Source organism: Mycobacterium sp. ZZG (genome assembly GCF_054786995.1).
This window is the reverse complement of record NZ_JBTBFV010000012.1, coordinates 58522-80418: the sequence shown is the minus strand read 5'-3', so window position 1 is coordinate 80418 and position 21897 is coordinate 58522. Positions and strand designations below refer to the sequence as shown.

Here is a 21897-nt window from a genome sequence, read left to right as displayed (position 1 = left end):
GTCGCTTCGCTCGCCCCATCAGAAGTAGCCCTCACGCTTGCGGTCTTCCATCCCCGCCTCGGAGATGCGGTCGTCGGCGCGGGTGGCGCCGCGCTCGGTCAGGCGCGAGATCGCGGTCTCGGCGATGACCTCCGACACCGTCGCCGCGGTGGATTCCACGCAGCCGGTGCAGGTCACGTCACCGACGGTGCGGAACCGCACGGTCTTCTCGATGATCGGCTCGTCCTTGCGCGGCTGCAGGTATTTGTGCACCGCCAGCAGCATGCCGTCGCGTTCGAACACCTTGCGCTGGTGGGCGTAGTAGATCGAGGGCAGCTTGATCTTCTCGGCGCCGATGTAGGACCAGATGTCGAATTCGGTCCAGTTCGACAGCGGGAACGCGCGGATGTGCTCACCTTTGCGGTGCCTGCCGTTGTACAGGTTCCACAGCTCGGGGCGCTGGTTCTTCGGATCCCACTGACCGAACTCGTCGCGGAAGCTGAACACCCGCTCCTTGGCGCGCGCCTTCTCCTCGTCGCGGCGGGCCCCACCGAACGCGGCGTCGAACTTGTTCTCCCGGATGGCGCGCAGCAGCGTGAACGTCTGCATCGGGTTGCGCGACGGGATCGTCTCCACCACCCGCCCGGCGTCGATGTCGTCCTGCACCTTGGCCACCACGAGGCGCACCCCGGACTCGGCGACCAGCTCGTCGCGGGCGGCCAGCACCTCTTCGAAGTTGTGCCCGGTGTCGACGTGCATCACCGGGAACGGCAGCCGTCCGGGCCGGAACGCCTTGATCGCCAGGTGCAGCATCACGATGGAGTCCTTGCCGCCGGAGAACAGCAACACCGGCCGCTCGAATTCGGCGGCGACCTCGCGGATGATGTGGATCGCCTCGGCCTCGAGGGCCCGCAGGTGGCTCAGCTCGTAACGTCCCGCGGTGTGCGCGAGCTCGTCGGTCACGGTCATGGATACCTCGTAAAGTTGGTAGATCTGACCAGATTTACGGCCATAACCGGGAATTGTGCCGGATGCCCGTCCGGGGTGTCAACGAGCGGTGGCCGAAATTGCATTCCACGAGGGAAAACGCGAGTCAAATCTCGTGGAATGCGATTTCGGCGGGTCAGAGCGTGACCTCGGTGAGCCTTCCGGTGGCCACGTCGAAGACGAACCCGCGCGATGACTCGTGCTTGGTGACGAACGGGCTGGCTTCGATAGGCCGCAGGGACTGCCGCACGTCCTCCTCCACGTCCTGGAACGCCTCGGCGGCCCACTCCGGTTTGATGCCGGTCTCGTCCTGGATCTGTTGCTTGAAGCCGTCGTCGGTGAAGGTGAGCATGCCGCAATCGGTGTGGTGGATCAGGATGATCTCCCTGGTGCCGAGCAGTCGCTGGCTGATCGCCAGGGAGCGGATCTCGTCGTCGGTGACGACGCCGCCGGCGTTGCGGATCACGTGCGCCTCGCCGTCCTTGAGGCCGAGGATCCGGTACACGTCCAGGCGTGCGTCCATGCAGGCGACCACCGCGACGTGCTTGCTGGGCGGCAGCGGCAGCGGGCCGGTGAACGTGTTGGCGTATTCCTCGTTGTTCTTCAGGTACTCGTCTGTGGCCGACATGGCGCGAAGCTAGCAGCGCCGGCGGCGGAAGTCACGGGTCAGAATCAGGCAGATCGGCACCGGGGCCGCGTCACTTCTGCAGGTCGTAGACGGTCATCCCGCCGACGTCGACCGGAGTGAAGTTCTGCGCCACCCAGGCGGTGATCTGGCCGGAGGTCCCGGAGTGCCCGCCCGGCCCGCGGTGCCCGCCGGCGATGAAGTATCTGACCTGCCCCTCGGCCGCGTAATTCTGGAACTGCGCCAGCGTCGGTGAGTCGTCGCCGCCGGTGAATCCGCCGATGGCCATCACCGACGCCCCGGTCTGCAGCGCGAGGTCGCCGGCCGTCATCGACCCGACACTGGCTGCGGCCCAGCGGTTGTCGGCCGCGCGCAGCAGCTGCTGCAGTTCGGCGTTGTCTGCCAACGACGCGCCCGAAGCACCCGGGCCGTCGGGACCACCGGGACCATCCGGCCCGCCGGGCAGCCCGAACGCGTCGGCTCGGTGCGGACCCGACATCGCTATCGGGCCTTCGTGCGAGTCGGCTGCGGTCACGATCGCGTACGCCGCTGGTGCGGCCATTGCGAGCAGGAGCGCGGCCGCCGCCACCGCCGCAGTGGCCCGGCCCAGCCGGTGGACGCCGGCCCCGATGACAGCGGCAACGACGATGGAGCCGACCAGGACGGTCCACCGCAGCCACGGCTGCCAGTCCGGTGTGCGGGCGAGAACCGCGAACGCCCACACCCCCGTCGCCGCCGACATCGCCGCCAGCACCGCCCGCTGCGGCGAACATGCTCTGCCGCGCCACAACTCGGCGACGGCGATGCCGACCAGTGCGGCGACACCCGGCGCCAGTGCCACCGTGTAGTACGGGTGGATGATCCCGTCCATGAAGCTGAACACCGCTGCGGTGACCAGCACCCAGCCGCCCCACAGCAGCAGGCTCGCGCGGACGGCGTCGGTGCGGGCGGCGCGGCGGGTGAACCACAGCGCCGCCACCAGGCCGATCAGCGCGGCCGGCAACAGCCAGGACGCCTCGGCACCCATCGACGCGCCGAAGAGCCTGCCGATTCCGGGATCACCACCGAAGAACAGATTGGCTCCCCCACCGGGACCACCGGGCCCTCCGGGGCCTGCGGGCGGACTGTCCGGGCCGCCGGGGCCCGGGCCTTCTTCCCCCATGACGCGTTGAATACCGTTGTAGCCCAACGCCAGCTGCAGCAGGCTGTTGTCAGTGGAGCCGCCGATGTAGGGCCGTGAATCCGCCGGCCACAGACTGACCAGCGCCAGGAACGAGCCCGCTGTCACGATCATCGCGCCCGCCCCGGCCGCCAGCCGGCTCACCCGCTGCCAGAGCCCCACCGGCGCGGCGACCAGGAAAGCCAGCGCGAGCCCGGGCACGACCAGGAACGCCTGCAGCATCTTGGTCAGGAACGCGAACCCGAGCACGACACCGGCCAGCACGACCCACTTCGCCGCCCCGGTCTGGACGGCCCGCACCATCAGATAGGCAGCCACCACGAGCAGCAGCACCAGCAGCGCATCCGGGTTGTTGTACCGGAACATCAGCGCCGCCACCGGGGTGACGGCCAGCGCGGCACCGGCGATCAGACCGGCGCCCGGGCCGCTGACCCGACGTACCGCCGCGAACAGCATGCCTACCGAGGCCACCCCCATCAGCGCCTGCGGCAACAGCATCGTGAACGGGGTGAAGCCGAACAGCCGGCCTGACAGCGCCATCACCCACAGCGCAGCCGGCGGCTTGTCGACGGTGATCGCGTTACCCGGGTCCAGCGAGCCGAACAGCCACGCCTTCCAGTCCTGGGTACCGGCCTGAGCGGCCGCGGCGTAGTACTGGTTGGCCCAGCCCGACGCGCCCAGCCCCCACAGGTAGAGCGCGGCGGTGGCCACCAGCAGGGCCAGAAACGCCGGCCGAACCCAGCGCGGCCGTTGCGGCCTGGCGGCTTCCGTGGCAGCTGACGGCGGGGCGGCGGTGACGGTCATCGGGGGGTTCCTCCGGCGGTGGTGCGGCGCGGGTGGAAGACCCAGCCGCGCAGCAGGACGAAACGCACAACGGTGGCGAGCAGGTTGGCCGCCACCAGGACGGCGAGTTCGACGGTGTGGTGCGCGGTTTCGGTGGTGGTGTGCAGCAGGCCGAGCGCCCCGCTGGTGATGGTCAGTGCGATCCCGAAGACGATCAAGCCCTCGACGTGGTTGCGGGCCAGGTGCGCGCGGCCGCCGACACCGAAGGTGAAGCGCCGGTTGGCGGCGGTATTGCCGATCGCGGTGAGCAGCAACGCGATCAGGTTGGCCAGCTGCGCACCTGCCCACCCCTGCAGCAGCACGAACAGCACGATGTAGGCGGCGGTGGACGCGACCCCGACGGTGCCGAACCGCACCACCTGGCGCATCAGCGAACCGGGGGCGGCCGCGGCGCGCGAGTTGCCCAGTTGCGCGGCGATGGTGTTGACCGGGATGGCACCCGTGACCAAGCCGCGCAGCAGGCGGCCGATGCCCCGCAGGTCGGCGGCGGCGGTAGCCACGAGGTCGACGCGGCTGTCGGGGTCGTCGATCCAGTCCACCGGAACCTCGTGAATGCGCAGCCCGCTGCGCTCGGCCAGCACCAGCAACTCGGTGTCGAAGAACCATCCGGTGTCCTCGACATAGGGCAGCAGTTGCGCCGCGACGTCGGCCCGAATCGCTTTGAATCCGCACTGGGCGTCCGAGAACCCGGCCGACAGAGTCGATTTCAGGATCAGGTTGTAGCAGCGGGAGATGATCTCGCGCTTGGGTCCGCGCCGCACGCGCGCCCCGCGGGCCAGCCGGGTGCCGATCGCCAGGTCGGAGTGCCCGGAGATCAGTGGCGCCACCAGCGGGGCGAGCGCAGCCAAATCCGCCGACAGGTCGACGTCCATGTAGACCAGTACGGCCGCATCCGATTCCGTCCACACCCGGTGCAGTGCGCGACCGCGGCCCTTCTCCTCCAGCCGCACCACCTTCACGTTCGGCAACTCCGCTGCCAGCTGCGCGGCGATGCGGGGGGTGGCGTCGACGCTGGCGTTGTCGGCGATGGTGATCCGCGCCGGAAACGGCACGGAGTCATGCAGATAGCGGTGCAGCCGGTGCACGGAGGCCGCCAGTGCGGCCTGCTCGTTGTACACCGGAACGACCACGTCGAGGACGGGTGCACCGGTGGCGCGCGCCGCTACCGCGGCATTCGGCCGGGCCGCGAAAAGACGGTCGGCGCACCCGGGTTCGAGGACGGTGTCTGTCATGTCTGCCATGGTGGTTCGCGGACGTGTGCTCACCGTGGGCCTGAGCTATGCGGCGGCTGTGAGACGTGGGGTTCCTGGGTGAGGTCGTACACAGCGGTCCCGTCGATCGTCAGCGCGGGGTAACGCGCCTCGACCCACTCGCGGATCGCTGCGGAATCCCCCCCGCTGTCGCCGGAGGGGCGACCCATCATCAGTGAGGGGCCGGCGATGAAGTAGTGGATGCGCCCGGCGTGGACGTCGTCGATGAACTGCTCGAGGGTCGGCGCCGGATCGGTGCCGTTGAACCCACCGATCGCCATCACCGGAACCTGTGCGGCCAGTTGGTATCCGGCCGCGTTGTTGGAGCCGACGACGGCTGCGGCCCAAGTGGATTCGCCGCTGTCGGCGCTGAGCATCCGCAGCAGATCGGGGTGGGGGCGGGGCGCGCTGAGCAGTCCGCCTCCGGTGAAGCCGCCGGAGCGCGACGGACCAACCGAAGGCAACGCACCGCTGTGCGGCGAGGCAGCGGTGGCGAGGGAGAACGCGGCCGGACCAACCAGACAGGAGATCAGAGCCGATACGGCCGCCAGCGACGCCACCGGCCGCGGCAGCCGGGCGACGGCGAGCAGCAGTACCGCCGCGCCCACTCCCCCGACGGCCACCACCGCACGCAACCACGGCATCCAGTCGATCTGCCGGGCCAGAAGCACGGCCCCCAGGATCACGGTGATCAGCACCGCGCCGGCCATCGCGGTCGCAGCCCGAACGTCATAGCGATTCTGCCACAACAGGTTTGCACCGATGCCGATGACAGCCCCGATCGCAGGGGCCAGCGCGACCGTGTAGTACGGGTGCACGATGCCGTTCATGAAGCTGAACACGACCGCCGTGACGGCCAGCCAGCCGGTCCACAGGATCAGTGCCGCGCGGGCGGGGTCGGTCCGCGGCCGGCCCCGGGTGATCACGAATCCGGCGGCGAGACAGACGATCGCGGCGGGCAGCAGCCAGGCGACGTCGGCCCCCATGCCGAACCCGAACAGCCGCCCCCATCCCACGTCGTGGTTCAGGTTGCCGAGGCCGCCGGGCTCATCGCCGGTCAGCCGCCCGAAACCGTTGTAACCCATGGTCAATTCCAGGATGCTGTTGGTCTGCGAGCCGCCGATGTAGGGCCGCCGTTCGTCGGGCCACCATTCGACCAGCAGGAGGTACCAGCCGGCCGAGAGCACGAAGGCGCCGGCAGCGGCCAGCGTGTCGGCGAGTCGGCGTCCCAGCGGCCGGTGCCCGGCGACCAGATAGGCGGTCGCCAAAGCCGGCAGCACCAGCAGTGCCTGCAGCATCTTGGCCAGAAACCCGAAGCCGACCGCCGCGCCCGCCGCGACCAGCCACCACCGGCCGGTGTCCTTCTCGCACGCCCGTTGCGTGCAGAACGCCGCGACCACGAGGGACAACACCAGCAGCGCGTCGGGGTTGTTGAAACGGAACATCAATGCCGCCACAGGCGTGGTTGCCAGCACCGACCCGGCGAGCAGCCCGGCGCCATGGCCGCTGACCCGCCGGACTGCGAGATAGAGCACCGCGACCGCGGCCACCCCCATCAGGGCCTGCGGGACGAGCACGCTCCACGGGCCGAACCCGAACAGCCGTGCCGAGGCCGTCATCACCCACAGCGCGGCGGGCGGTTTGTCGACGGTGATCGCGTTCGCGGCGTCGCTGGAACCGAAGAACATCGCGGTCCAGTTCTGGGTGCCCGCCTGCACGGCCGCCGAGTAGTACGCGTTGGCCCATCCGCTGCCGCCGAGGTTCCACAGGTACAGCACGGCGGTGGCGAGCAGCAGCGCGGCGAGGGTCCCCGCTTGCCGGAGGGCACCGGCGCGCGGGCGGCACCGGAAGCGCGGGGCAGGGCGGCGTGGGGTGCGGGTTCGCGTGGCGCCGTCGGCAGAGGGTGCCCCGAGCTCGTCAGGGGTCAGCAGGGTCACTCACGCCATCGTGGGTGCGGCCGCTAGGCGTCCGATGGGCCGCGGCTGTGCCCCGCCTGTGAATCGCCGGGCAGTGTGACCACGAACCGGGTTCGGCCCGGCACGCTGTCCAGTTCGATGGTTCCGTCGTGCGCGCGCACGACGGCGGCGACGATGGCCAGTCCCAGCCCGGTGCTCCACCCTGTCCGCGCGCGCGACGAATCGCCGCGGGCGAACCGTTCGAACACCTCCGGCTGCAGGTCCGCGGGAATGCCGGGCCCGTCGTCGAGCACCGTGAGCACCGCCTGTCCACCGGCCCCGACGGTCAGTGAGGTAGACACGGCGGTGCCGGGCGGGGTGTGGATCCGTGCGTTCGCCAGCAGGTTGGCCAGTACCTGGCGCAGCCGGGGCTCGTCGCCGGTGACCGTGACCGGTTCGTCGGGAAGGTCGAGCTCCCAGCGGTGCTCGGGGCCGGCGATGTGCGCGTCGCTGACCGCGTCGACCGCCAGACGGGTCAGGTCGACGGTCTCCCGTTCCAGCGGTCGGCCGGCGTCGAGCCGGGCAAGCAGCAGCATGTCCTCGACGAGCTGGGTCATCCGCTCGGTCTCAGACTCCACGCGGTTCATCGCGTGGGCGACGTCCTCAGGCAGCTGCGCGCGTCGACGCTGCGCCAGCTCGGTATAACCGCGGATCGCGGCCAGCGGCGTGCGCAGTTCGTGGCTGGCGTCGGCGACGAACTGGCGGACCCGGGTCTCGCTGGCGTGCCGCGCGGACAACGCCCCCGCGATGCGGTCGAGCATCCGGTTCAGCGCGGCACCGAGTTGTCCGACCTCGGTGTGCGCGGACGCGGGGTCGACGTCGACGATCGGCGTGGGCAACCGCACCTCGCCCCGGTCGAGCTCCAGGTCGGCGACCTGCTGTGCAGCGGCGGAGACCCTGGCCAGCGGGGCCAGTTGGCGGCGGACGATGACGATGCCCGCCGTGCCCGCGGCGAGCAGTGCCACCGCTCCGACAGCGGTGAAGATCACCGCGACCCATAACAGGGTGTCGTCCACGTCGGCGGTCGGTAGCCCGGCGACCACGGTCCTGCCCGGAATGTGGGATTGGAAGGCGACCACCCGGTAGCGGCCGAGCCCGTCGAGGTCCAGCGTCTGCGGCCGGCCGTCGACAGCCACTGCGGCGAGTTGTCCCGCCGCCGTCGCGGATACCTCGGCACGCGAACCGTCGGCCGTGATCACCCCCGCCTCGACGGCGCGCCCGCCGGCCACCACCGCTCCCACGGTGTGGATGGCCTGCCCGGGCGCGTTCAGGAACGCCGGTCCGGGCCAGTCGTCGTCGCGGATCACCACGCGCCCGTCGGAACCCGGCGGGGGCGGCGCCGCCCCCGGCGGACGCATCCCCGGACGATGGCCCATGCCAGGCGGTGGGGGCGGACCGAACTCGAAGATCACCGTCGAGCGCCTGCCCGCCTCGACCACCTGCTCGTCCAGCTGGTTGGTCAGAAAGCGTTGCAGCGCATACTCGGTGGCCAGACCTATGCCGGCGCACACGGCGGCGATGAGCAGGACCTGGGTGACGATCAGCCGGGTGCGCAGCGACCAACTGCGTGGGGAACGGAGCACGGTCGGTGCTCGCTCACCGCGCCGGTTTGAGGACATATCCCGCGCCGCGCAGCGTGTGGATCATCGGCTCGCGGCCGCTGTCGATCTTCTTGCGAAGGTAGGACACGTACAACTCGACGATGTTGGAGCGGCCGCCGAAGTCGTAGCTCCACACCCGGTCGAGGATCTGCGCCTTGCTCAGCACACGTCTGGCGTTGCGCATCATGAACCGCAGCAGTTCGAATTCCGTTGCGGTGAGGGTGATCAGGTCTCCCCCGCGGGTCACCTCGTGGCTGTCCTCGTCCAGGACGAGGTCGCCCACCACGATCTTGGCTCCCCCCGTCGCAGTGCTCACGCCGGTGCGGCGCAGCAGCGCGCGCAGCCTGAGCACCACCTCCTCGATGCTGAACGGTTTGGTGACGTAGTCGTCTCCTCCGGCGGTCAGGCCGGCGATGCGGTCTTCGACGGAGTCCTTCGCGGTGAGCAGCAGCAGCGGCAGGCCGGGAATCTGCTCGCGCAGCCGGCGCAGCACCTCCAGCCCGCTCATGTCCGGCAGCATCACGTCGAGCACCACCACATCGGGCGGGTTCTGCCGGGCGATCGCGATGGCGGTGGCGCCGTCGCCCGCGGTGGAGATCTCCCAGCCCTCGTACCGCAACGCCATCGACAACAACTCGGTGAGCACGGCTTCGTCGTCGACCACGAGCACGTGGATCGGGGTGCCGTCCGCGCGCCGCATCACCGCGCGCGCGGGTTCATCCCCGGGGTCGTTCTGCGGGTCGGGCATGCGTCCATTGTCGCCCGGCGCGCTATGCGGTCTCTGTGCTGTTGCTATGTGCCGGCTGTGAAGCAGGGCCATATCGAACGCTGAGCCGACGCACAGCGGGTCCACATCAAGGGCCTCCAGCCTGGTTCCATGAGCGCCGAGCACCTGCCCTACCCCGACACCGTCCGGGGCGGCCGGGATTCGGAACCGCGGCCCTGGGGGCGGCGCAGGACACTGCTGGCCGTCGCCGTCGCCGCCGTGATCGCCGTACTCGGTGGCGCCGCGATCTACGCCGCGTCGGGCAGGTCGTCACCACAGTTGGGCGGCCCGCCGCCCGGCCACCACGCCGACGGCCCCGCCGGTCGGCCCCCCTTCGGACCCGGTGGCCCCAGGCCGCAGCAGGAGATGCCGCTGCACGGGCAGGTGGTGGTCGCCGACGGGGCCGGCGGCTTCGTCACGATGCTGAGCCAGACCGGCGTCGTCACGGCGACCACCCCGGGCTCGATCACGGTGCGCAGCGCCGACGGGTTCACCCAGACCTGGTCGACGGCGCCCGGCGAAGACCCGGCGTTCGCCGTCGACGACAGCGTGATGGTCCGAGGGGTGCAGAACGGGATGACGGCCGAGGTGACGGAGGTGCTCGACCCGCTGCGCGGACGCCGCTGAACCGGGACGACACCGCCACGCCTGGGCCGCGTCGGCGGGCTGTGGCCGGACACATCTCCTAACCTGGGGCGCATGCAGCCCCGCGGCGGACCGATCGGATGACCCGCTTCCTCGCGCGCCGGCTGCTCAACTACGTCGTGTTGCTGGGTCTGGCGTCGTTCCTGACGTTCACGCTGACCTCGGTCATGTTCGAGCCGCTCGACAGCCTGCTCGAACGCAATCCGCGGCCCCCGCAGGCGGTGATCGACGCCAAGGCGGCCGAGCTGAACCTCGACAAGCCCATCCCGGTGCGGTACGCGGACTGGCTGGGCGGAGCCGTCCGCGGCGATTTCGGCACCACCGTGGGAGGTCAGCCCGTCAGCGACGAACTGTGGCGCCGCATCGGGGTGAGCCTGCGGCTGGTGATCATCGGGTCGATCGTCGGCACCGTTCTCGGCGTGGTGGCGGGCGCCTGGGGCGCGGTCAGGCAGTACCGGCTGTCCGACCGTGTCATCACCACGCTGGCGCTGCTGATCCTGAGCGCACCGACCTTCGTGATCGCTAACCTGCTGATCCTGGCTGCGCTGAACGCGAACTCGGCGCTGGGCGTGCAGTTGTTCGAGTACACCGGGGAGACGTCGTCGGACGCCGTGGGCGGCGCGTGGAATCAGTTCGTCGACCGGCTGCAACATCTCGTGCTGCCCACGTTGACGCTGGCGCTGGGTGCGATGGCCGGATACAGCCGCTATCAGCGCAACGCGATGCTCGATGTGCTGGGCCAGGACTTCATCCGCACCGCGCGGGCCAAGGGGCTGACCCGGCGCCAGGCGTTGTTCCGGCACGGGCTGCGCACCGCGCTGATCCCGATGGCCACTCTGTTCGCCTACGGGGTCGGCGGGCTGTTCACCGGCGCGGTGTTCGTCGAGAAGATCTTCGGCTGGCACGGCATCGGCGAGTGGTTCATCCAGGGCATCGCCACCCAGGACACCAACATCGTGGTCGCGATCACGGTGTTCACCGGACTGACGGTGCTGCTGGCCGGGCTGCTCTCCGATGTGCTCTACGCCGCGCTCGACCCGAGGGTGCGGGTGTCATGAGCGAGGCGATGACCGACGGCGCCCACAACGGGTTCGCATCGAGGCGCACGCTGGTGTGGCGAAGGTTCGTGCGCAACCGGCCCGCGGTGGTGTCGCTGTTCGTGTTGGCCGCGCTGTTCATCAGCTGCTGGGCGCTGCCCCCGCTGCTGCCCTACTCGCACACCGACCTGGACTACTACGCGCTGCAGCAGCCGCCGACGACCACCCACTGGTTCGGCACCAACGCGCTCGGTCAGGACCTGCTGGCCCAGACGCTGCGAGGCATGCAGAAATCGCTGCTGGTCGGGGTGTGCGTGGCGTTCCTGTCCACGCTCGTCGCGGCGACCGTGGGCGCGATCGCCGGGTATTTCGGGGGGTGGCGCAACGCCGCGCTGATGTGGATCGTCGACCTGTTGCTGGTCATCCCGAGCTTCCTGCTGATCGCGATCGTCACCCCGCGCACCCGGGAATCCGGCACCATCCTGTGGCTGATCCTGCTGCTGGTCGCGTTCAGCTGGATGATCAGCGCCCGCATCGTCCGGGGCATGACGATGAGCCTGCGCGAACGCGAATTCGTCACCGCGGCAAGGTACATGGGTGTGAGCCACTGGCGCATCATCGTCCGCCACATCATCCCGAACGTCGCGTCGATCCTGATCATCGACACCGCACTGAACGTCGGCCTGGCCGTCCTGGCCGAGACCAGCCTGAGCTTCCTCGGTTTCGGGGTGCAGCCGCCGGACGTCTCGCTGGGCACCCTGATCGCCGACGGCACCCGGTCGGTGACGACGTTTCCGTGGGTGTTCCTGTTCCCGGCCGGGGTGCTGGTGCTGATCGTGTTCTGCGCCAACCTCGTCGGGGACGGGTTGCGCGACGCACTCGATCCCGGGGTGCGGCCGGCGGGGCGTCGCACGTGAAAGGCACGCAACCTTATGGGCGCCCGCACGAAGAAAGAGATCCCCCGATGAGCCTGCTCGAGGTGCGGGGGCTGACGGTCACGTTCCCGACCGACAGTGAACGGGTGCCCGCGGTGCGCGGGCTGGACTATCACGTCGACTCCGGCGAGGTCGTCGCGCTGGTCGGGGAATCGGGTGCGGGCAAGTCCGCCGGGGCGATGGCCGTCATCGGTCTGCTCCCCGAATACGCCGAGGTGTCCGGCTCGGTGCGACTGCACGGTGAGGAGCTGCTGGGGCTGACCGACCGGCAGATGTCGCAGGTGCGCGGCGCGAAGATCGGCACGGTGTTCCAGGACCCGATGTCGGCGCTGACGCCCGTCTACACCGTCGGCGACCAGATCGCGGAGGCCATCCGCATTCATCAGCGCGGTATCGACAGGCGGGCGGCGCAGACCCGGGCCGTCGAACTGCTGGAGATGGTCGGGATCGCCCAGCCGGCGCAGCGGGCCCGGGCGTTCCCACACGAGCTGTCCGGCGGTGAACGTCAGCGCGTGGTCATCGCGATCGCGATCGCCAACGATCCCGACCTGCTGATCTGCGACGAGCCGACCACCGCGCTCGATGTCACCGTGCAGGCCCAGATCCTCGACGTGCTGCGCACCGCGCGCGATGTCACCGGCGCCGGCGTGCTGATCATCACCCACGATCTCGGCGTGGTCGCCGAATTCGCCGACCGCGCGCTGGTGATGTACGCCGGACGGGCCGTGGAGACCGCGCCGGTGGCGGACCTGTACCGCGACCGCCGGATGCCCTACACCGTGGGCCTGCTGGGATCGGCGCCCCGCCTGGACGCCTCACAGGGTGTCCGGCTGGTGCCGATCCCGGGCGCGCCTCCGGCGGTCAGCGCGCTGCCGCCCGGCTGCCCGTTCGCGCCGCGGTGCCCGCTGGCGATCGACCAATGCCGTGCCGCCGAGCCGGAACTGCTGCCCGTGGCCCCCCACCATCGGGTGGCCTGCATCCGGCACGAGAAGGTCGTCGGGCGCAGCGCGGCCGAGATCTACGACGTGTCGACCGCACCGCACCGCGAGAGCACCCCGTCCGCCGAGACCGTCGCGCTCCGCGTCACCGACCTGACCAAGACGTACCCGCTGACCAAGGGGGTGGTGCTGCGCCGCCGCATCGGCGAGGTGCGCGCGGTCGACGGAATCAGCTTCGAACTGCCGCAGGGCCGCACGCTGGGCATCGTCGGCGAGTCGGGGTCGGGCAAATCCACCACGCTGCACCAGATCCTGGACCTGTCGGCCCCGCAGGGCGGCACCATCGAGGTGCTCGGGCGGGACGTCGCGACGTTGGACCGGCGGGCACGCAGGGCGCTGCGCGGGGATCTTCAGGTGGTGTTCCAGGACCCGGTGGCGTCGCTGGACCCCCGCCTTCCGGTCTTCGATGTTCTCTCAGAACCCTTGCAGGCCAATGGATTCGACAAGACCTCGATCCGCGACCGGGTGGCCGAGCTGCTGGGTGTGGTCGGGCTGCGCCGTGAGGACGCCGGCCGCTATCCGGGCGAGTTCTCCGGCGGGCAGAAGCAGCGCATCGGCATCGCCCGGGCGCTCGCGCTGCGCCCGAAGATCCTGGCGCTCGACGAGCCGGTCAGCGCGCTGGACGTGTCCATCCAGGCCGGCATCATCAATCTGCTCCTGGATCTGCAGGACCGGTTCGAGCTGGCCTATCTGTTCGTCTCCCACGACCTGTCCGTGGTGCGGCACCTGGCCCATCGGGTGGCGGTGATGCACAAGGGCGTGATCGTCGAGCAGGGCGACAGCGACGAGGTGTTCGGTCATCCGCAGCACGAGTACACGCGGCGGCTGCTGGCCGCGGTGCCCCGCCCGCAACCCGATCCCGGTTAGAGTCGACGTCTATGAATTCGCGAGCAGACACAAAATCGCACCGTTTGGCCATCAAAAGTGCGATTTTGCGTCTGCTCGCGGTCGGGAGCGTCGCGGCACTGGTCGTGACCGGGTGCGCCAGCGGCCCGTCCGACGCCCCGTCGGCCGGAGGCAACGCGGAGTTGGGCGCGACCGCCGACATCAACCCCCAGGACCCGGCGACCCTCCAACAGGGCGGTAATCTGCGGCTGGCGCTGACCGGTTTCCCGCCGAACCTCAATTATCTGCACATCGACGGCAATCTCGGGGAACTCGGCCGGTTGCTGCGCGCGACGCTGCCGCGGGCGTTCGTCATCAAGCCCGACGGCCAGATGACGGTCAACAGTGACTACTTCACCGACGTCGAGCTGACCAGCACCGAGCCGCAGGTCGTCACGTACACGATCAACCCGAAGGCAGTCTGGTCGGACGGCACCCCTATCACCTGGGAGGACCTCGCCGCCCAGATCAACGCCACCAGCGGCAAGGACGAGCGCTACCTGTTCGCCTCCCCCAACGGCAGCGAACGGGTCGCCTCGGTCACCAAGGGCGTCGACGATCGGCAGGCGGTCATCACGTTCGCCAAGCACTTCGCCGACTGGCGCGGCATGTTCGCCGGCAACGCCATGCTGATGCCCAAGAAGGTGACCCAGGATCCGGAGGCGTTCAACAAGAGCCTGCTCAACGCGGCGCCACTGTCGGCGGGTCCATTCATGATCAGCACGATCGGTCGCGGGGCGCAGCGAATCATGTTGAGCCGCAACCCGAAGTGGTGGGGCACGCCACCGCTGCTGGACTCCATCACCTACACCGTGCTCGACGACGCCGCGATGATCCCCGCGCTGGAGAACAACGCCATCGACTCAGTGGGCCTGGCCACCCTGGACGACCTGGAACGTGCGCGGCGCGCGCAGGGGGTCTCGATCCGGCGGGCGCCCGCCCCGAACTGGTATCACCTGACGATCAACGGCGCCGAGGGTTCACCGCTGTCCGATCCGGCACTGCGCACGGCGATCACCAAAGCCTTGGACCGCCAGGCGATCGCAGCCGTCACCCAGCGTGGCCTCACCGACGCGCCGGCGGCGTTGAACAACCACATCTATCTGGCGGGCCAGGAGGGCTACCAGGACAACAGCATCGGATTCGACCCCGAGGCGGCCAAGCGCGAACTCGATGCGCTGGGCTGGACTCTGAACGGCCAGTTCCGGGAGAAGGACGGTCGACGGCTGACGCTGCGCGATGTGTTCTACGACGGGGCGAGCACCCGTGCGGTGGCGCAGATCGCGCAGAACCAGCTCGCGCAGGTCGGGGTCAACCTCGAGTTGGTGCCGGTCGCGGGCGGCTCGCTGTTCACCGACTACGTCACCCCGGGCAACTTCGACATGGTCCAGTTCGCCTGGGGCGGTGATGCTTTCCCGCTCGCCAGTCTGACCCAGATCTACGCCTCCAACGGCGAGAGCAACTACGGCAAGATCGGCAGCCCGCAGATCGACGCCAAGATCGAGGAGACACTGTCCGAGCTGGATCCGGCCAAGGCACGGGTGCTGGCCAACGAACTCGACACGATGATCTGGGGGGTCGGCCACAGCCTGCCACTGTTCCAGGCCCCCGGAAATGTCGCCGTCCGCAGCAACCTGGCCAACTTCGGGCCCGCCGGCATCGGCGACATCAACTACTCGGCGATCGGGTTCATGAAGTAGCCGTCCGGGCAGGCACGCCCGGCAGCGCGGACTCGGCGCGCGCGGCCACCGCGAGTGCGCCGACCAGCAGCCGCACCGTCAAATTGGCCGGTAAAGCGTCCAGTTCCTTTGCCCGCGAGGACAGTTCGGCGGCACGGCCGGCGTGGACGGCCTGGCAGATCGACAGCGCCGCGCGTTCGCGGGTGTCGAGGATGCTGTGGCCGGCCGTGGGCAGCTCGACGAGCACCGAATCCGGGATCAGGGCGGCGACGCGGTGCGCCACCTGCGGCGGCGTCGTCAGGTCACGGCCGCCCGACACCACCGCGGTGGGCCAGGTGAACTCCGGCATCGCCGACGGCAGATCGTAGGGTTGCGCATCGAAATGCACGTCGCCGCCGGCGATGTCGCGCAGCGCGACCGCCGGGTCGACCGGTCCGCCGTCGGGCACCGCGCCGTAGTTCAGTTCCCGGTAGGCGATACGTTCGACCAGATCGGGCTCGTGCCGGTATGGGGTTTTGCGTTCCGTCACCTGCTTGGTGATAAACGCGGCGACCTTCCACAGCCCGTCCCGATCGGCCAGCAGCAGGTCGAGCTGGCGGCTGAGTGCGTCGAGGCCGGCGAGTTCATACAACCCGATGGTCAGCAGCAGGGCCTGGGGCGTCAGTGCGCCGGCGGCGTCCAATTGCCGCACCTTGGCGGCCAGATCGGCATCGCCGTCCGCGCCGTCCCACAGCACCCGACGGACTTGCGTGCGCACCATGTCGATGTCGTCGGCCGACAGCAGCGGCGAGTCCAGCACCATGGCGTGAACCCGGCCCGGATGCCGCACGCCGACCCCGGCGGCCAGATACGAACCGTAGGACGCGCCGTAGACGACGGCCTTGTCGACGTCGGCGGCGTTGAGCACCGCGGCGATGTCGTCCACGGCGGCATCGACCGCCATTGCCTCAGGTGGCAGGTCGGCGCCGGTGTCGTCGTGCCGGGACAAGCCGACCCCCCGGTGCTCGACCATGATGACGTCGAGTCCGGCCGCCGCGGCGTGCCGCCGGAACGCCCGGTACAGCGCGACGGAGGCGGCCCCCGGACCGCCGGGAATGACCACCACCGGATGGGCCGACGGGCGCCCGGTCCGCACGTAGTACAGGTCGAACTCGTCGGCGCCCCGACCGAAAGGCCTGCGGACCCGTCGCACCCCGGGCTGCGCGGCAAGCCTGTTGTGCGCCCGGCGGCGTCTGGCGTTCATGGTCATCACAGCCATTGTGCCCGGAGGCCGTCACCAACGGCGTCCCGCCCGTGCAGCGTTCCGTTCGGGCTGAGCCAAACGCGTGTGCCGCGGGCCGTCCCGTCAGTACAACCAAGACATGACCTCTGTGGATCACATCACCGCACTGCTGCCCGGCTCTGCCGAGTTCGCCGCCCTGCTCAAGCAGATCGGTGAAGGAGCCCGAAATCGAGACCTCAATGACGAGAATCCCTTTGAACAGGTGGCGGCGCTGAAACGGGCCGGCTTCGGCACGCTTCGGCTTCCGACCGGGCTGGGCGGACCGGGATTGACAACGCCCCAGCTCTTCGCCGCCGTCATCGACGTCGCACGCGCCGATCCTATTGTGGCGCACATCTTCCGGACACACTTTTGGTTCGTCGAGGAGCGCCTGCGCACCGCCGACACCCGGGTCGCCCAGCAGTGGCTGCGAAAAGTCGCCGCGGGCAAAATCTTCGGGAACGCGTTCAGCGAGAAGGGCGCACACGCAGTCGGCAGCCTCGTCTTCAACACCAGGTTGCTACCGGCGGGCGAGGGCGGATTCCGCCTCGACGGCGAGAAGTACTACAGCACCGGGACGCTGTTCTGCGACTACCTGACCGTCACCGCGACCACCGACCATGACTCGGTGGCCACCGTGGTGGTGCCCGCCGACCGCGACGGCGTGCAGATCGTCGACGACTGGGACGGGTTCGGACAGCGCCGGACCGGCACCGGGACGACGACGTTTGCGAACGTGGCCGTATCCGCCGAGGAGGTGCTCAGCGATACACCCTATGACGCTGATCCGGTGCCGACTGTGCAGTACGCGGCGCTGCAGCTGTTCATCCACGCGGTGGTTGCCGGGATCCTGGAGTCGGTGGTCGACGACGGTGTGGCGCTGTTGCGCTCACGGGACCGCAGCTTCAGCCATGCCGTCGCCGAGCGCCCCACCGATGATCCGCTGTTGCAGCGCCAGCTCGGTGAGCTCGCCGGCACCGCTTACGTCGCGAGAGCTGTGGTGCTCGACGCGGCCGCGGCGATCGCCGACGCCACGGCCTCGGAGAACAACGGCGTGCCCGATGCCGACCTGGCCGCCGAGGCTCAACTCAAGGCGGCCAAGGTGAAGGTGCATCTCGACGAGGTCGCGCCGCGGGCCGCCACGCGCCTGCTCGAACTCGGCGGGGCCAGCGCGGCGAGCCGGCGGCTCAACCTCGACCGGCACTGGCGCAACATCCGCACGATCACCCTGCACAATCCGGTGGCCTACAAGGCCAGGGTGATCGGCGAGAACCTGTTGCACGGCACGGCGATTCCAGCCAACGCGTACTTCTGACGGGTTTCCCGGCGGTGAGCGTGCGCTTTTGCCGGATTTTCCGCGGCGTTTCCACCGCAGACACGCACGCTCGCGGGGAGGGCGCGCGGTCGCGGGGTGCGTGCGCCGAGATCAGGCGATCAGCTCGATGTGGCGCGCGGTCTGCACACCGGCGTAGCGCTGCGGGCTGCACGTCAGGATGATCACCTGGCCGTCGCCGGCGACGGCGTCGAACACCTCGGCCATCTTGGTCAGCCTGTCGGTGTCGGTGAAGCCGAGCGCGTCGTCGATCACCACCGGCACGCTGTCCTCCTTGGCCACCAGCGTCGCTCCCGCCAGCCGAGCCACGATGCCGAGCTGCTCCTTCGCACCGCCGGACAGCGACTCGTAGGGCACGGTCCGCCCGGACAGCGTGCGGTGCCCGATGCGCAGCGAGCTATCCACGTCGACCTCGAAGCTGTCGCCGAACACGATGCGGCCCAACCGTTCCACCTCGCCGCGGAATGGGTCGACATAACGCTGGCGCAGCGCGTCGCGATGCCGGCCCATCACCGACCTGAGCAGCTGGGCGGCCCGCGCGCGCCGCTGCACACGCCCGAACTCGGCCTCGGCACGCTCACGTTCGGTCTCGGCGGCGTCGAGGCGGCCCTTGCGCCCCTCGGTGCCGTACACCTTCAGCTGCGCGGAGACCTCCCGCAGCGACTCGCTCACCTCGGCGTGCCGCGCGCTCACCGCCGACGCCTCACGTTCGGCCGCGGTGAGCGCCGACGCGACCGCCTCCGGCTCGTGCCGCGCCACCTCGCCGCCCAGCCGCGCGACCACCGCTTCGGCTGCGGCCACCGCCTCGGCATCGGCTTGCGCTCTGACGGCCAGCTCGTCGTCCCCGGTGGCGGCGCGCTGGTCGGCCAGCCGCTGCGCGGCGCCAGCGAGCTCGGTCTGCGCGGCCTGCAACTTCTCCAGCGACCGGGCCGCGTGCAGGCTCCGCTTGGCCAGCAGTCGGCCGGCCTCCTCGGCGACCTTGCGCTGTGTCTCACAGTCGCGGATGGCCTGCTGGTGGGCCGCGGTGGCCTCCACGAGCTCCAGCCGCTGGGCCGTCGGATCCAGTGACCCGTCGTTGTCGAAAAGCCCTTCCACGGCGGGCATCCGGGCTTGGAGCTCGTCGAGGCGGGACCGCAGCTCATCGAAAGAGTCGTCGGCGGTCAGCGCCTCGAGGATGGCCCGCACCTGCTGGCGTGCGGCACGGAGTTCGCGGCGGCGCCGGTCCAGCGCACGGGCGGCGTCGACGTCGTCGACCCCGGCCCGTCGCAGCGATTCGGCCAGCCGCGCCGTGGCTCCGTCGAGCGCCGACTGGGTGACCGCCGCGGACGCGCCCGGCACCACCTGCACCGACAGCACCCCGGGCAGGTCGATACCGGTCGCTGATCCTGTTGCCGCAGACCAGGTCTCACCGGCACGTAGGACCACCTCCTGCCCGGCGATGAGCACCTGGACGTCGGCGGTGGCGCTGACCTCGATGCGGGCCGAGGTCTGTTCGACGGCGGCGGTGGCCCGGTCGACCGCGGCCGCGGCGGTTTCGATGTCGGCCAGCAGCGCGTCGGTGAGCGTGATCGCCGCGAGATCGTTCTGCACGGTGGCGAGCTCGCGTTCGTGACGCTCGATCGTCGCGATGCGGGTGGAGAGCCTGTCGAGCTCCTCGCGGTCCGCCAGTCGCTGCACCGCCGCACGCGCGGTGTCGACCCGCTCCTGGCTGGCGCTGACCGCGGCGCGGGCCTGCTCGGCAGCCTCGTCCGCCACCACCTGCATCTGCTTGGCCGTGTCCAATTCATCGGCGGCGGTGTCGGATTCGGTCTGCAGCATGGCCACGGCCGCGGTCCGCTCGTCGATGTCGGCGCGTGACCGGCGCCGCTCGGTCAGCGCCGCCACGGACACGGTGTGCGCGGATCGGGCCGCCTCGGCACGCACCGTCGCCTGCTCGAACTCGCCCTGCAGCACCCCCAGGACCTGGGCCGCGCGTTGCGCGCCGTCGAGCCGCTGCACGGCCGACGTGCACTCCTCGGCGAGCCGGGCCTGGTCCTCGGTGAGCCTGGCGTGGGTGCGCACCGCCTCGTCCACCTCGGCCATCGCTGCCGCGCAGCGCGCCACATCCTCGTCGGCGGCGCGCAACCGCGCCGTCGCGGCGGCCCATTCGCCGGTGGGGCGTCCGGTGCTGGTGAAGTAGCGCCGGTACTCCTCCTCGACCCGGTCGATCAGTAGGCTCTCGACGTTTGCGGCGCCCGCGGCCGGGACCTCGTCGACCTCCCCGGCCACCACGTCCAGCGCCCGGGACAGCGCGTTGCATCCCGCCAGCTCGGCGGCCGATGTCGGCGCCGACTGCAGGACCCGTTGCGCCTGCCACAGGTCGAGGTCGACGGACTCGGCCAGGATGGCGCGAACGCGGTCGTGCGCCTCGTCTCCGGTCAGCTGTTCGCGCCGCGGGGTCAGCACGGTCAGCTCGGTCTCGGGCCGCTTGTGGAAGCGCTTGCGGTACACGAACCGGTAGGGCCCGGCGGAGATCTCGGCCGTCACCTCGGCGCCCACATCGGCATGCGTGGGCTTGACCTGCTTGACCTCTTTCTTGCTGGACCGGTCCTTGGATTCCAGCAGCAGATCGAGGGCTTCGAGCATCGACGACTTACCCACCTCGTTGGGGCCGCTGACCACGACCACTCCCCGATCGGGAAATTCGATGTCGCGGTGGGTGATTCCGCGGTAGTTCGTCAGGACCAGCCGGTGCAGCTTCACGCCGCGCCCCCTTCTGTGAGCCGCAGCAGCAGCGCCAACGCCGCGCGCGCGTCCTCGGCGTCCTCGCCGGCCGACCGTGCCGTGGCCACCAGCTCGTCCACAGCGGCCGCGGCGAAGCCCCCGATCCCGAGGTCGTCGAACTCCCCGTCGGCGGGTATCACCGCAAGGTCGGTCTGCTTGTCCCACGGCACCAGCGCCGCGAACAGCCGCGCATACCGGTCCAGGCACGCGTCGAGCGCAGCCCGGTCGGTCACCGTGAGGGACCCGGTCAGGCCCAGCCGGATCACCGTGCGCTCCTTGTCGGGCATCTGGTCGAGATTGATGTCGAGGTCCGCGACGTCGCGGCTGTTGTCCACCGCATGCCGCAGCGACATGAACCGCCACGTGCCGACCCGGCGAGCGTCCACCTGGACCGGTCGGCTCCCGTCGGTTTCGTCGATGTCGACGACCAGGACGTGGCCGGGATCGGGTTCGATGTCGTCGTAGTTGGTGACCTCGGGTGAGCCCGAGTACCACACCCTGCCGGTGGCGCCGACACTCATCCGAGAGTGTTTGTCCCCCAGGGCGACATAGTGCACCGCGCCGCGGGCGATCGCTGCCTCGACGGCCGCGAGCCCGATCAGCGACGCCCGGTCCTTGTCCGGCACCAGGATGTCGACCGCACCGTGCCCGACGACGACACGTGTGACCTCGGTGCCGCCGGGGAGCTCGTCGAGCACCCGGCCGACCAGGTCGGTGGTGGGCGCCTTCGAGAACCAGGGCGCGGCCACCAGCTCAAGCCCCGGCCGCACCTCGTGGACGCCGGGCCGGTCCAGCACCACCACGTTGTCGGGCTTCTCGGAGGCGAACAGCGCGCTGGTGTACACCGACGACGCATCCAGCGGATCGTGGTTGCCGGGCAGTAGATAGACCGGGATCGAGATGGCGCGCATCGCCTCCAGGGCGGTGCTGACCTCACGTGGGGCGAGCTGATTGTGCTCGAACACGTCGCCGGCGACGACGACGAACTCGGCCCCGACCTCGGCGGCGAGCTGCCCCAGCGCGCAGATTGCACTGCGCCGGGACGCCGAATAGCGCGGCTGCGCATCACCGTTGAGGTAATGACGGGTCATCCCCAACTGCCAGTCAGCAGTGTGCAGAAAACGCATCTCGCCCCGCCCCCTCCGCGTCGTCGCCGGCTGTGTCTGTCATGGCAT

16 protein-coding genes are annotated in these 21897 nt (G+C 70.1%); 6 read left to right on the top strand and 10 right to left on the bottom strand.

The window, feature by feature from the left end; all coding sequences use genetic code 11:
- Positions 1-18: 18 nt before the first annotated feature.
- From cysD to ACXMYJ_RS09940, 7 genes are all read right to left on the bottom strand, one after another.
- Positions 19-948 (bottom strand): sulfate adenylyltransferase subunit CysD, encoded by a 930-nt coding sequence (gene cysD / locus ACXMYJ_RS09970; RefSeq protein WP_460355796.1) that lies wholly within the window; start codon positions 946-948, stop codon positions 19-21.
- A gap of 154 nt (positions 949-1102) precedes the next feature.
- Positions 1103-1594, bottom strand: coding sequence for a beta-class carbonic anhydrase (locus ACXMYJ_RS09965; protein ID WP_460355793.1), 492 nt, complete (start codon positions 1592-1594; stop codon positions 1103-1105).
- Positions 1595-1664: 70 nt separating this feature from the next.
- A complete protein-coding gene (locus tag ACXMYJ_RS09960; protein WP_460355791.1) occupies positions 1665-3575 on the bottom strand; it encodes a glycosyltransferase family 39 protein in 1911 nt (636 codons plus the stop codon).
- Positions 3572-4855, bottom strand: a complete 1284-nt coding sequence (locus ACXMYJ_RS09955) for a bifunctional glycosyltransferase family 2/GtrA family protein (RefSeq protein ID WP_460355788.1) — start codon at positions 4853-4855, stop codon at positions 3572-3574. Before ACXMYJ_RS09955 ends, ACXMYJ_RS09960 begins: the two co-directional genes overlap by 4 nt.
- 20 nt (positions 4856-4875) lie before the next feature.
- Positions 4876-6801, bottom strand: a complete 1926-nt coding sequence (locus ACXMYJ_RS09950; protein WP_460355785.1) for a glycosyltransferase family 39 protein — start codon at positions 6799-6801, stop codon at positions 4876-4878.
- 23 nt (positions 6802-6824) lie between these two features.
- Entirely contained in the window at positions 6825-8438 is a 1614-nt protein-coding gene (locus ACXMYJ_RS09945) for a sensor histidine kinase (RefSeq protein ID WP_460355783.1), read from the bottom strand.
- Positions 8416-9120, bottom strand: a complete 705-nt coding sequence (locus ACXMYJ_RS09940; protein ID WP_260758224.1) for a response regulator transcription factor — start codon at positions 9118-9120, stop codon at positions 8416-8418. The genes ACXMYJ_RS09945 and ACXMYJ_RS09940 overlap by 23 nt, the downstream gene beginning before the upstream one ends.
- Before the next feature lie 177 nt (positions 9121-9297).
- Here ACXMYJ_RS09940 and ACXMYJ_RS09935 point away from each other — a divergent pair, with 177 nt between their 5' ends.
- The 5 genes from ACXMYJ_RS09935 to ACXMYJ_RS09915 all read left to right on the top strand — a co-directional run bounded on the left by ACXMYJ_RS09935 (position 9298) and on the right by ACXMYJ_RS09915 (position 15386).
- Positions 9298-9813 carry a hypothetical protein gene (locus tag ACXMYJ_RS09935; protein ID WP_460355780.1) on the top strand — a complete coding sequence of 172 codons (516 nt, stop codon included), beginning with the start codon at positions 9298-9300 and terminating at the stop codon, positions 9811-9813.
- Between the two features lie 98 nt (positions 9814-9911).
- A complete protein-coding gene (locus tag ACXMYJ_RS09930; protein WP_460355778.1) occupies positions 9912-10889 on the top strand; it encodes an ABC transporter permease in 978 nt (325 codons plus the stop codon).
- An 8-nt stretch (positions 10890-10897) separates the two neighbouring features.
- The gene (locus ACXMYJ_RS09925) at positions 10898-11785 is read left to right on the top strand and encodes an ABC transporter permease (protein ID WP_260758225.1); all 888 of its coding nucleotides are present in this window, start codon (positions 10898-10900) and stop codon (positions 11783-11785) included.
- Positions 11786-11832: 47 nt separating this feature from the next.
- A complete protein-coding gene (locus ACXMYJ_RS09920; protein ID WP_460355775.1) occupies positions 11833-13668 on the top strand; it encodes a dipeptide ABC transporter ATP-binding protein in 1836 nt (611 codons plus the stop codon).
- 11 nt (positions 13669-13679) lie between these two features.
- Positions 13680-15386: an ABC transporter family substrate-binding protein gene (locus tag ACXMYJ_RS09915; protein ID WP_460355772.1), complete on the top strand. Its 1707-nt coding sequence runs from the start codon at positions 13680-13682 to the stop codon at positions 15384-15386.
- Here ACXMYJ_RS09915 and ACXMYJ_RS09910 read toward each other — a convergent pair.
- Positions 15376-16614 (bottom strand): alpha/beta fold hydrolase, encoded by a 1239-nt coding sequence (locus ACXMYJ_RS09910; RefSeq protein ID WP_460355770.1) that lies wholly within the window; start codon positions 16612-16614, stop codon positions 15376-15378. The genes ACXMYJ_RS09915 and ACXMYJ_RS09910 overlap by 11 nt on opposite strands.
- Positions 16615-16726: 112 nt before the next feature.
- On the opposite strand from ACXMYJ_RS09910, the gene ACXMYJ_RS09905 reads away from it, so the two are divergent.
- Positions 16727-17941 (top strand): acyl-CoA dehydrogenase family protein, encoded by a 1215-nt coding sequence (locus tag ACXMYJ_RS09905; protein ID WP_460355767.1) that lies wholly within the window; start codon positions 16727-16729, stop codon positions 17939-17941.
- A 111-nt stretch (positions 17942-18052) separates the two neighbouring features.
- On the opposite strand, the gene ACXMYJ_RS09900 is transcribed toward ACXMYJ_RS09905, so the two are convergent.
- Both ACXMYJ_RS09900 and ACXMYJ_RS09895 read right to left on the bottom strand, forming a co-directional pair.
- Complete coding sequence (locus ACXMYJ_RS09900; RefSeq protein WP_460355764.1) at positions 18053-20701, bottom strand: AAA family ATPase; 2649 nt, start codon at positions 20699-20701, stop codon at positions 18053-18055.
- A complete protein-coding gene (locus ACXMYJ_RS09895; protein ID WP_260754681.1) occupies positions 20698-21849 on the bottom strand; it encodes a metallophosphoesterase family protein in 1152 nt (383 codons plus the stop codon). Before ACXMYJ_RS09895 ends, ACXMYJ_RS09900 begins: the two co-directional genes overlap by 4 nt.
- Positions 21850-21897: the final 48 nt, after the last annotated feature.